This is a genomic window from Runella sp. (genome assembly GCF_027484545.1).
Lineage (GTDB): Bacteria > Bacteroidota > Bacteroidia > Cytophagales > Spirosomataceae > Runella.
Genome location: NZ_JAIXST010000160.1, coordinates 20,474 through 32,387, shown reverse-complemented (window position 1 = coordinate 32,387; position 11,914 = coordinate 20,474). Strand labels below are relative to the sequence as shown.

Sequence of the window (11,914 nt, the reverse complement as noted above, 5' to 3'; positions counted from 1 at the left end):
TTTAGCTGCACCGGATTATTCAATAGTTTGCAAAGGTTTTGATAAAAAATAAAAAGCGTTAAATTGGGTTTACCACAACACCAACAACGCTTTTTATGGAGAGTATATCCCTCGTGAGTGCGAAATTAGCAAGCGTGCCTAAAATCGGCAAATGGCAACGCCAATTTATTTATTGTTCATCTAATTGCCTTAATTATGAGTATTTCCCGTCGTCGCTCGGCTCTGCCGAGTGACGACTATTATTAGGTCTCCGGCCGTTCTCACCAGAGAGGCTGGAAGCCTGATAATAGTCGTTACTCGCGAGACGCGAGCAACTGCGGAGCAAAAAAAGCCCTCAACTTTAGAAATTGAGGGCTTTTTTGATGTGTGGATTTTAGACCCTTTCAGGGTGACAAACGATTAGGCTTCCACCATACAGGCCCCAACGGTCACATGGGAAGTTTCATCAATCAGAATAGCAGCGCCATTAGCACGGTTTTTCAAGTATGAATCATACGCGAGCGGTTTTGCGGTACGAAGGACAATTTTAGCGATGTCGTTCAATTTAAGACTTTCAATGTCTTCCAATTGCTCGTAGTTGTTGACGTCGATACGGTATTCGATGCCTTTGACAGAGCAACGCACCAAACTCGTACCGTGTTGAAGCGTGTATTTGTTACCCACTTTCAACTCTTTGCGATCGTCCATCCAGCAAATGGTAGCTTCCACGTCCTGACTCAACATCGGTTGATTTCCGGTACCGCTTATTAAATCGCCACGGCTGATATCCACGTCAGTTTCGAGCAATATCGTTACCGATTGCGGGGCGATAGCTTCTTCTACTTCTTCACCGTACAGTTCGATTTTGGCGATTTTAGAGGTTTGTTCCGAAGGCAAAACGGTAATTGAATCTCCTTTTTTGAAAACTCCGCTTTGAATCCGTCCCGCATAGCCGCGATAATCGTGCAATTCTTCGGTTTGCGGACGCAGCACGTATTGTACGGCCATGCGCGCATCCGTTAAATTCAAATCATTCAGTACATTAACATTTTCGAGAAAATGAAGCATTGTCTCACCTGTATACCAAGGCATTGCTTCTGATTTATCTACAATATTATCACCCGCTAACGCACTGACGGGGATAATCTTCAGGTCTTTGATACCGAGTTTATCCGCCAATTTTTTGTATTCCTGCGCAATATGTAAGAAAGTATCTTCCGAGTACCCCACCAAATCCATCTTATTGACCGCTACCACAATGTGCGGAATGCCCAACAACGACGCGATCAACGAATGGCGACGCGTTTGTTCCACCACCCCCAGACGGGCATCTATCAAAATAATGGCCAAATCTGCATTAGATGCGCCCGTTACCATATTACGGGTGTACTGAATGTGACCAGGCGCATCAATGCTGATAAACTTGCGATTGGGCGTTTGGAAATATTTGTAGGCTACGTCGATGGTAATGCCTTGCTCCCGCTCCGAACGAAGACCGTCGGTCAGCAGTGCCAAGTCAATTTCGCCATCACCTCTAGTTTTACTGGCGCGCTCAACGGCCTCCATTTGGTCGGCCAAGATGCTTTTTGTATCGTAAAGCAAGCGGCCAATCAACGTACTTTTTCCGTCGTCAACACTACCTGCGGTTATAAATCTTAGAATGTCCATAGTAAAAAAATTAGTGTCGAGGTCAGAATGCAGAGCGGTCCGCCGCTGCGGTGTCGAATTTTATTTTTATTTCGACATTTTGCACTTTGCAATCGACATTATTAAAAATATCCTCCCTTTTTGCGGTCTTCCATCGCCGCTTCGGTTTGTTGGTCGTCGATACGGGTTTCGCCGCGTTCGCTGATGCGCGTTGCTTTGATTTCGGTTACTACCTTCTCAATAGTATCGGCATACGACTCAACTGCTGCAGTACAGGTCATATCCCCCACCGTGCGGAAACGAACGGTTTTTGTTACAATCACATCGCTTTCGTCTTTGAAAATAAAGTCAGCATTCGCCAACAGATTTCCATCCCGCAAAATCATTTCGCGTTGGTGTGAGAAATAAATGGTCGGCAATGGAATTTTTTCGCGCTCAATGTACGACCATACATCCAATTCCGTCCAGTTGGAAATAGGGAAACAACGTACGTTTTCACCTTTGCTGATTTTGCCGTTAAACAAATTCCACAATTCCGGACGTTGACGCTTAGGGTCCCATTGACCAAACTCGTCACGGAAGGAGAAAATACGCTCTTTGGCGCGGGCTTTTTCTTCATCGCGACGCGCACCGCCGATACACGCATCAAATTCAAACTCTTCAATGGTGTCCAGTAACGTAAAGGTTTGAAGCCAGTTACGGGTAGCGTTTTTACCGGTTTGTTCTTTCAACCCTTTGGATTTGATGGTATCTTCTACCTGACGCACAATCAACTTAGCGCCCACTTCATTGGCCAGCCAATCGCGGTATTGAGTAGCTTCGGGAAAGTTATGTCCCGTATCGATATGTACCAATGGAAAAGGAATTTTGCCTGGAGCAAACGCCTTTTGGGCCAAACGCACAAGGGTAATCGAATCTTTACCGCCCGAAAACAACAACGCGGGACGCTCAAATTGCCCGGCCACTTCACGCATGATGTAAATGGCTTCGGATTCTAAGTAATCCAGAGCCCCCCAGCCCCCAATGGGGGTGTTTTTTTTCAGTTCATTCATTCTTGACTAATAATATATCTTTATAAATCTTATTTTGAACCCCCATTGGGGGATTGGGGGCTATGTAAGCCGCACTCTTTTTTACTTTCATCTTCCCACCACCAACGACCGGCACGGAAATCTTCTCCTTCCAAAATGGCGCGGGTACAAGGGGCACAACCAATGCTTACAAAGCCTTTGTCATGCAATGGGTTATAGGGCACATTATGTGCTTTCACGTAGTTTTTTACCTGCTCAAATGTCCAAGGCAAAAGAGGATTGTATTTAAACAAATCGTGTCCTCCGTCCCACTCAATGTCCTGCATATCGGTACGATTGGGCGATTGTTCGGCGCGAATACCCGTTACCCAAATTTTTACGCCTTTCAACGCACGGTTTAAAGGCTCTACTTTGCGAATAAAGCAACACTCTTTGCGATTTTCGATGGACTCGTAAAAACTCAAAGGGCCTTTTTCCGTTAGCAGTTGTTCAACTGCTTCGTTTTTGGGAAACATCACTTCGATTTTAGTATCGTAGCGATTATTGGTTTTCTGGAGCGTCATATACGTTTCTGGAAACATTCGTCCCGTATCCAGAGTAAAGATTCGGATGTCAATTCCGTTAGCCAAAATCATATCCGTAATCACTTGGTCTTCATATCCCAAGCTAGTCGAAAAAGCCACCTGTCCAGGAAACATTTCCGCTAACAAGCGTAATGATTCTACTTCGGTTTTGCCTAGTAGTTGTTCCTGCAACGACGAAGCTGTATGGGTTAATACCTCTGTCTGCATTTTTAATTCTATCGAATTTATATTGTATATTGTTTTCTATTTAAAGCATTCGTATGCTTACTTTAGACAGGCTTAAAGCCCTTTTAATAAAATCGTTGATGAAGAATTTGGTCTTTTTTTCTGCCTCTTTTGGCCCCACAATCAGTCACTTCGTATTGCCGTAACACATCTTTTCCTGGTATTGGTTCGTCTGTGTTTTCTATTTAAAAAATTTCCTCTGTGTGCCATTCAGGATGTGAAAGTGGAGGAAATTGGGTTTCAGTAGTTATTGTATTAGCATCTTCTTCAATTTTTTATTCTCCTAAAAAAACCAATACCAAGATTTAGCAAATACACTAATTGTGAAAACACAAATAATAAAACTGCCCCTATTGAAACCGCTTCAAGGCTTTGCCAGCGTTTAAATTCAGATTGGTTGCCGATAATAGCGTCAGGATCAATGCTCACTAAAAATAATACAGAAATACTGCCGAATGTTAAAACTAAATGAATCCAATTAAGCCCTCTAATTAATCTTCCTTTATTTCTTTCAATTAATTGGTAGCCAACCGCTTCCAATCCTAAAACAAAAGAAAAAAAGAGAGACAAATAAAGCTGACTGATTACAAAATAGGTATCATGGAATTGGATATCAATAATTTTATCTTGTGAAAAAATTCCTACTACCAAAGACAATCCAGCAATCATCCAACAAGCAAAAGCAGGTGAATTTTTCATTATTTTTATACAGTTGCAACCGCCTCTGCGCTCACAACCGCCGCCTGTGTAAAGTCTTCAATTAAATCCTCAACCGATTCCAAGCCTACCGAAATCCGAATCACCCCTTCCGTAATTCCCAACGCTGCTTTTTCGTCGGGTTTGAGTTTGGAATGAGTGGTCGTGAATGGATTGGTGATAATCGTACGCGTATCTCCTAAATTTGAAGACAACGTTGGAATAGTCAACGCTTGCATAAATGCACTTACGCGTTCAAATCCGCCTTCCAATTCAATAGTTACAATGGCACCACCCGCATTCATTTGTGCTTTGGCCAATTCGTATTGAGCATGGCTTGGCAAATAGGGATAATTTACCTTTTTCACTTCGGGCAATGCTTCCAAGGCTTCGGCCAAACGCAACGCGTTTTGGCTATGACGCTCCATGCGTAATTCAAGCGTTTCGAGGCTTTTACTCAACGTCCATGCATTAAACGGAGACATAGATGGACCGGTATGGCGACAGAAAAAGCGAATCGGTGCAATATACTCTGCTTTTCCAACCACCACTCCTCCCAATACGCGTCCCTGGCCATCCATGAATTTAGTCGCGGAATGGACAATCAAATCTGCTCCAAAATCAGCCGGTGTTTGAATAATCGGCGTGGCAAAGCAGTTATCAACGTTAAAAATTAAATTGTGTTTTTTACAAATCCGACCAATCATGGCCAAATCGACCAACTCCAATCCGGGATTGGAAGGGGTTTCCAGATAAATCATGCGGCTATTAGGCTGAACAGCGGCTTCCCATTGTTCTTCGGAAGCATCCGCATCCAAATACGTATAGGTAATACCCCATTTAGCAAAAATCTGCGTAATAATCTGATGCGCCGACCCAAACAACGCCCGACAGGCAATAAGATGGTCGCCTGACTTGAGAAGTCCCGCCATGCTTGCAAAGACAGCTGCCATTCCCGTAGCTGTAGCAAGACCTTCTTCGGCGCCTTCCAACATGCATACTTTATCCACAAACTCCTGAACACTTGGATTAGAAAAACGGCTATAGATATTGCCTTCTTCGGTTTCATCAAAAAGCGCTTTGCCTTGTTCGGCCGACTCAAATGAGAAGCTGGAAGTAAGAAATAAAGGGGTAGAATGTTCGCGGTATTGCGTCTTCTTGGTCTGGATACGGATCGCTTTGGTCTGACGTTTCATACTTTTTCTTAAAAATTTAGACTTGAATGTTTATACATCAATGACTACAACCGTTCCAAGTCTTTTAAAACAACCTAAATGAGTTAGGCCGCAAAATTACACATTATACTACAATATTGCCTTCAACACTACCCTTAATCCTAAGAAAATCACCAATAAACCTACAATGACCATCAATGGCTTACGGTTTACTTTATTTACTAAATAGGCACCAAACGGAGCGGCTATCATACCACCAACCATCAATCCCAATACTACCTGCCAGCTGTTAATCCCTTCAAAAAGAAGAAAAGTGACACCACTTGCAAAGGCAACCGCGAATTCAGCAGCATTGACCGACCCAATGGTATAGCGCGGGTCACGGCCACGACCAATGAGCGTAGAAGTTACGATGGGTCCCCATCCTCCACCGCCGACGGCATCCATAAAGCCACCGAAAATGGCCAAAACGCCCAAACGTTTCGTCGGTTTTTTAACGTTATTTTTCTTAATTCCTTTACTCACAATGATACACCCTAAAACGACCATATAGGCTGAAATATACGGCTTAATAACATTTCCGTCAATCACATCAGAAAGCAAATAAGCTCCAATGATTGAGCCGATTACTCCGGGAATCAGTAAAGTTCTGAACAGCTTTTTATTAATATTTTTAAATTTGAAATGAGAAATAGCCGATGCACCCGTCGTAAACATTTCGGACAAGTGAACACTCGTACTACTGACAGCCGGCGGCACTCCCAATGTCAATAAAAACGATGTAGCTGTAGCGCCGTAACCCATACCCAACGAGCCATCCACCAACTGCGCCCCAATTCCCACCAAAAGATAAAAAACCAAATCGGAGTCAAAACCGTCTTTAAAAGCCTGTATAGTAAAACTCCCCGCGTGCTTGTAAATCAAATACCCTAAAATACAGGTCAATAAGGTGATAGGTATCCCAACCCAAAGCCATTCTTCAATATTTCTTTCCTGTGGCTTTTCAGTGGTCATCTCCGTCGATTTTGTAATTGAATTCATAGCCCTTTTAATTTAATTCGGTGGTATAGTTTTGGGAAGTCATTCTAAAATGAATCTAATTCTATCAATGCCAAACCGGTAAAAGCTAAAAGTCTAATACTATGTATGGTATATTGATTATATAGATTTATAGACATAAATTAAATGCCGCCTTTTCGGACGGCACTACAAAAGTAGAGTCTATATTTGAAAAGTCCAAAATTTATGCCAACAAAGTTGGTTATATACGTACAAAGATGCGGTTTCGGTTCATCCAGTACAAAATCAACCACTCGCTGAATAAAATAACGCTTCCATGAACCAAAGGAGCATAGGCCTCTCCAAACCATTGATCGTACGTTTTTGCTACGTGAATTTGGAAAGAATGATGGATAAACTCTACTAACGTATGGGAGATTACATACGCTGCAATGGAATTCATACCAATCACCATCAACCAAAAGAAGGCCTTTTTGTAATTTTTAATATCCACAATCCAGTAAAAAGCGGCCAATAAAATAAAGCACCAACCACCGCTGAACAACACCCAACTGGGCGTCCAGATACGTTTCACATTCGGACAAATCCCCGTCCAATTTAAAATGGAGCCTACTATCAAAAGTCCTACTCCAATTATTGCGAAACGTTTTACTTTTTCAATCGGTAAATCTTTGTTTTTGAGCCATTGGCCCGCTACAAGCCCTAAAATCATAGTACCAAGCGTTGGAATAAAGCTTAACGTGGCATATCCGCCTCCGTTGCGAATAAAAGGTTTTTCACGCGAAAAAAGATTCAGAAACCATTGATCAAACGACCAGGCGAGATTTGTATTTTTATTCCAATGAGCAGCAAATCCTTTCAAATTGTGTTCCCAATCGGATGTAACACCCACGGCAGCATAATCAAACCCAGCACCCGGAAGTGGATATAGGACAAAAGCCAGCCAATATCCTACTAAAATAGTGCATAATATAATGAGTTGAGTGCGAAAAGGACGGAATCCCACCAAAAACAAAAAAGGATACCCTAAGCCGATTTGGGTTAGCGTGTCTTCAAACGTAAAATTGGTTTGTTCTCGGTGCATAGAACGCAGAAAAATGCCCAGAAAAATCAAAATCAGGGAGCGCTGAAGGGTATGACCGAAAAGGGCACCAAACGATTGTCCTTTGGCGATTCGACTTGCAATGGAATAAGGCAATGCTACACCCACCAAAAACGAAAAGGAAGGCTGTATCAAATCATGCAGCGAGCAACCCACCCATTCGACATGGTCTTGATGAAAGGCTAAAAATGCCCAAAAGGAGCTTTCAGGCAACGATTTGGAAATATGCCCGAATTCAAGTACTTCGGCCATCATTAAAAACATTACAAAACCGCGATAGACATCTACCGACGAAATACGGGTGGGTAAAGCAGTAGCCATAAAAAGTAGAAGGGTTTAAAATCTTAAAGCAAATGATTGTGAATTTATAACATGCTGGCGAACTATGCAACTTCATAGCCTGTTTCAAGTACTACTGAATCTTCCTATTTTGAGACCTATTTTCCGCTCTAAAAAAATGCTTATCAGCTTTATTCTCATCCTGCTTCTGACAACCCTATTTTATTTCTTCCTATACGAAGATTTCAATTGGACCATAGGGAGTTATCGGTCAAATACAGATTTGAAAACAGTTCGTATTGACTGGAAAGGGAATCCTGTAAATCCGGAAGGCCGTTTTCTCAACGAAAACCTCGAAGCTTTGCCGGGATTCCGAGATTTGTGGCGGTGGCAACGGGAAACCAATCCTCAAAAAGCTGAAAAACAAAAAGATACGTTTCGATTAAAAGTAACGAAAAACTCCGACTTTTTAACCAACACTGAAGACTGTGTGGTGTGGCTTGGACATGCTACCTTTTTTATTCGACTCAACGGTGTCAGTATCCTTACGGACCCGGTTCTAAAAAGTCCTTCGGCGTTGATGAAACGATATTCAGAGTTGCCCGTAGCTGTTTCTGAATTAAAAAATATTGATTACATCATTGCCTCCCACAACCACCGCGACCACTGTGATGAAAAAAGCCTGAAAACGTTAGCCCCGCAAAACCCTAACACTACGTATCTGACGGGGCTGGAATTGGATGGATTACTCAAAAAGTGGACCAACAGTACTAATATTCAGGCAGCAGGTTGGTATCAAGCCTATCAAACAGATACTTCCAAAATCGAAATCATTTATCTGCCCGCTCGTCATTGGAGCCGACGCTATCTCAACGATACGAATAAAAGCTTGTGGGGTGCTTATTTGATTCGGGCCAATGGCAAGAGCATTTATTTTGGTTCCGATTCAGGTTATGGAACTCATTACAAGGATTTTGCCAAGTATTTTGGCGGAGTGGACGTGGCGCTGCTGGGCGTAGGAGCTTACAAGCCGGAATGGTTTATGGCCGCCAGTCACGCAAGGCCCAAGGATGCGACCAAGGCTGCTCATGAAATGAAAGCAAAACGCTTTATTCCCATGCACTATGGTACTTTTGATTTATCAGATGAACCGTTGGGAGATGCGTATCGTGAATTACAAAAACTTCAAAAAGAGCCGGAGAATCAACAACTGCTTGTATTGGCAGGAGTTGGAGAAGTTGTTAAGCTTTAAAAGCAAACCTCGGCAAGTTTCAGAACCTTGCCGAGGTTAAATCGAGGTATAATGATTAATTCACCGTCGTTTTAAACGCTTTTTTAGCGGCTAAATCGTGCGCTGTATCATAGTAAGAGCGCAGATTTCCCCAATCAAAAACATCGGAAATATTCTCCACTTTATTGCGTTGCTGAATCCGTTCGCGCAGGTTCATTCGTACAAACTTGAACAGGATATTGGCCAATTGATCGGCAGCCTGGTCAAAGTTCTGGGTTTTACGATTAATCACGTAAATACCTCGGTTCTCATAATCACGCATGATTTGCATGATAAAGTCCCCAAAACCTGACAAATCACTGGTAACTGTTGGAATTCCGCGTACCACACATTCTAACGGCGTATAGCCCCATGGTTCATAGTAGCTTGGGAAAATCCCCAAATGACACCCCCGCACAAACTGCCCGTAATCCAATCCAAAAAGCGGATTGGTAGAGGCAATAAAATCAGGGTGATAGACGATTTTAACGCGGTCCTGTTCGTGATTTTTCAAGCCTGACTGCTCACAATAAGCTGTAATCGAATCGGGGCTTTTCAAATCGTGCGTCACATAAGGTGGCAACCGTTTGGTTTTCCAGGTTTGAATGGTACGACGAAGACGAAGACGCCAATATTCGTCCACAAACTGGTTCAAATCAGGCAAATGATGGTCGCTGGAAGAAGCCGAAGCCATGTATAACTTGTCGCCGATTTGTTTTTCAATGGCTTCGCACGTATCCTGAATTTCGCCCAATACCGCACGAGATTGCAATACATCCGGATTGATGGAATGGTAGGGTTGCTTGGTTACGATAAACATCACCACGGTCATGTCCATTTTGGCCTGCACCATTTTCCAATTCAATCGGGCAAGCGCTTCTAACGTGATGTCGTATCCTTTATTCACATACTCATAACGCCCCGAAGTAAAGAAATACAGCGTTTTTTCTAAATTGAAGGAATAGCTTTGGAAAAAGTGACCCATGATAAAATCGTGGATATTTTCCTTGTATTTCATGTGCAGATTCTGGAACTCGTGAACCGCCGCAAAACGCTGAATATTTAGTCCGTTTGGCAGTACCAGATCCGGGTATTTTCCCAAAAATACTTCACACTCGCGAGCAGTCACGTCGCTCACTGTAGTGCTGACGTGCGCACTCAGGTAAGCACTGCGTTCAATGGTTGCCTGAGCTTCAATGTTATAATACCGAGCTTCGTGTTTCCAATCAAAAAACGGCAGCTTATGATAAAAATCGCGTTCATTGGAAGCAATGTATCGCCCCAGCATGGTCGCATGGGTCGTAAATACAGTAGCAATACGAACATCTTCTCTGCGCAAATCAGGTAGCCCTGAGCTCGCCATCCATTCGTGGAAATGCGCCGTTATTTCAAACTTTTTGGCGTAATCCTGAGCAAAGTAGGTCAGGAAAACACGGACCATTTCACCAAAAGCAATCGTCTGATTGACTAAATCTTCGACATTGATGGTCGGAATTTGGTGACGTTCCCATAGATTATACTTAATACGATCCATGTGTCTGGCCATGCTTCGATGGTCAAACAGTACCACACGCGGTTTGCCCGTAATAAGCCAATACCCGTATTCTACTTCATACCCTTCTTCTCGCATTTTTTGGACAACCTGATAAATGCCCGAGCCATCATCAGAGGTAATAGGCTCATATTCAGTAAGGGCACGTTGGGGGAAATAGGGGCCCAAGCATACATATTCATCCCCCCACTGATCCACCATTGCGGGGACTTTGCTACGAATGACGGTGTATATCCCCCCGACTTGGTTACAGACTTCCCAAGCTACTTCAAAAAGGAGATTTTTTTTTGGTTTTTTTTCCACAGTTAAGCGCGGGTTAATGTACAATTCAAAGTAAAAAATGAATTATTTCAAGATTACAATTTGCAATAATACTATTTATTTATGCTTCATCAAAAAATAAGCCCTTTGATAAAACAATAAAAGCTGTGATTTTACTTGTAAGGTATTGGCAAATCTGTATTTTTTAATATTGTCCAGAAAATTCCTGAGGCAAACGGTTTTTCTGTGCCAACAATACTATGAAAAAATCCAATAAGAAGCTACGCGATTTTAGGTAGATTTTGAGATTTTGTTGCAAATCAATACCGATGAGACTTAAACAGATAGCCGACTCCTTTTAATGTTAAAATTTCAAGGGTAGAATCTTCTCGCAGATAGTCTCTCAGGCGAGTGATATACACGTCTAAATTTCGGGAATTGAAGAACGAATCGTCACCCCAAACGCGCAAAAGCATATCACGTCGGTTAACGGTAAAATTGAGGTTTTCGGCTAAAATAGAAAGAAGTTCTGTTTCTCGATGAGAAAGTTTACGAAGTTGAGTGCCGTGATGAAGTTCGTAGCGATGAGGATAAAAAGTATATTCTCCCAATTCAAAATGACCATTGGGTGCAACCGCTGTTGTGACTTTTTGTTGGGTAAGTTGAAGTAAATTTTGAATACGAACAATTAATTCTTCCATACTGAATGGCTTACGAATGTAGTCATTACCACCGCTTTGAAAGCCTTTCAGTACGTCTTCAGTCTGGGTTTTGGCTGTTAGAAAGATAATCGGCATTTCTGGATTCAATTGACGAATATCCTGCGCTAACGCATACCCGTCGCGATGCGGAAGCATAATATCCAATACACAGATAATGGGTTGAAATCTTTTGAATTCTTCCACTACCTCACGACCGTCGCTTACCATACCTACCTCAAAACCACGGCTTTCGAGGCTTTCTTTGACGATTTTTTCCAAAAATGGCTCATCTTCGACGTAAAGTATTTTGGTCATATTTTGTCATGCCGGAGGCATCTGATTTGATATCGCAAACAGGGTTAAATTCGTTGTATTCGGGCAGATGCAAGCGG

11 protein-coding genes are annotated in these 11,914 nt (G+C 42.5%); 2 read left to right on the top strand and 9 right to left on the bottom strand.

The window, feature by feature from the left end; translation table 11 throughout:
- The first annotated feature begins 95 nt into the window (after window positions 1-95).
- Window positions 96-233: a hypothetical protein gene (locus Q0081_RS15210; RefSeq protein WP_298354921.1), complete on the top strand. Its 138-nt coding sequence runs from the start codon at window positions 96-98 to the stop codon at window positions 231-233.
- A 166-nt stretch (window positions 234-399) separates the two neighbouring features.
- Here the strand turns inward: Q0081_RS15210 and Q0081_RS15205 are convergent, their stop codons facing one another.
- The 7 genes from Q0081_RS15205 to Q0081_RS15175 all read right to left on the bottom strand — a co-directional run bounded on the left by Q0081_RS15205 (window position 400) and on the right by Q0081_RS15175 (window position 7,780).
- Window positions 400-1,647, bottom strand: a complete 1,248-nt coding sequence (locus Q0081_RS15205) for a sulfate adenylyltransferase subunit 1 (RefSeq protein WP_298354919.1) — start codon at window positions 1,645-1,647, stop codon at window positions 400-402.
- Between the two features lie 101 nt (window positions 1,648-1,748).
- Window positions 1,749-2,678 carry a sulfate adenylyltransferase subunit CysD gene (gene cysD / locus Q0081_RS15200; RefSeq protein ID WP_298354917.1) on the bottom strand — a complete coding sequence of 310 codons (930 nt, stop codon included), beginning with the start codon at window positions 2,676-2,678 and terminating at the stop codon, window positions 1,749-1,751.
- Window positions 2,679-2,707: 29 nt separating this feature from the next.
- Entirely contained in the window at window positions 2,708-3,448 is a 741-nt protein-coding gene (locus Q0081_RS15195; RefSeq protein ID WP_298354915.1) for a phosphoadenylyl-sulfate reductase, read from the bottom strand.
- A 285-nt stretch (window positions 3,449-3,733) separates the two neighbouring features.
- Window positions 3,734-4,165 (bottom strand): hypothetical protein, encoded by a 432-nt coding sequence (locus tag Q0081_RS15190; RefSeq protein WP_298354913.1) that lies wholly within the window; start codon window positions 4,163-4,165, stop codon window positions 3,734-3,736.
- 5 nt (window positions 4,166-4,170) lie between these two features.
- Window positions 4,171-5,358, bottom strand: a complete 1,188-nt coding sequence (locus Q0081_RS15185; RefSeq protein WP_298354911.1) for a PLP-dependent aspartate aminotransferase family protein — start codon at window positions 5,356-5,358, stop codon at window positions 4,171-4,173.
- A gap of 108 nt (window positions 5,359-5,466) precedes the next feature.
- A complete protein-coding gene (locus tag Q0081_RS15180; RefSeq protein ID WP_298354909.1) occupies window positions 5,467-6,378 on the bottom strand; it encodes a sulfite exporter TauE/SafE family protein in 912 nt (303 codons plus the stop codon).
- A 220-nt stretch (window positions 6,379-6,598) separates the two neighbouring features.
- A complete protein-coding gene (locus tag Q0081_RS15175) occupies window positions 6,599-7,780 on the bottom strand; it encodes an acyltransferase family protein (RefSeq protein ID WP_298354907.1) in 1,182 nt (393 codons plus the stop codon).
- 136 nt (window positions 7,781-7,916) lie between these two features.
- Here Q0081_RS15175 and Q0081_RS15170 point away from each other — a divergent pair, with 136 nt between their 5' ends.
- On the top strand, window positions 7,917-8,990 hold the full coding sequence (locus Q0081_RS15170; RefSeq protein WP_298354906.1) for an MBL fold metallo-hydrolase: 1,074 nt from the start codon (window positions 7,917-7,919) through the stop codon (window positions 8,988-8,990).
- A 55-nt stretch (window positions 8,991-9,045) separates the two neighbouring features.
- On the opposite strand, the gene Q0081_RS15165 is transcribed toward Q0081_RS15170, so the two are convergent.
- The gene (locus tag Q0081_RS15165; protein ID WP_298354905.1) at window positions 9,046-10,863 is read right to left on the bottom strand and encodes a glycogen synthase; all 1,818 of its coding nucleotides are present in this window, start codon (window positions 10,861-10,863) and stop codon (window positions 9,046-9,048) included.
- Between the two features lie 278 nt (window positions 10,864-11,141).
- Complete coding sequence (locus tag Q0081_RS15160) at window positions 11,142-11,837, bottom strand: response regulator transcription factor (protein WP_298354904.1); 696 nt, start codon at window positions 11,835-11,837, stop codon at window positions 11,142-11,144.
- Between the last annotated feature and the right edge of the window lie 77 nt (window positions 11,838-11,914).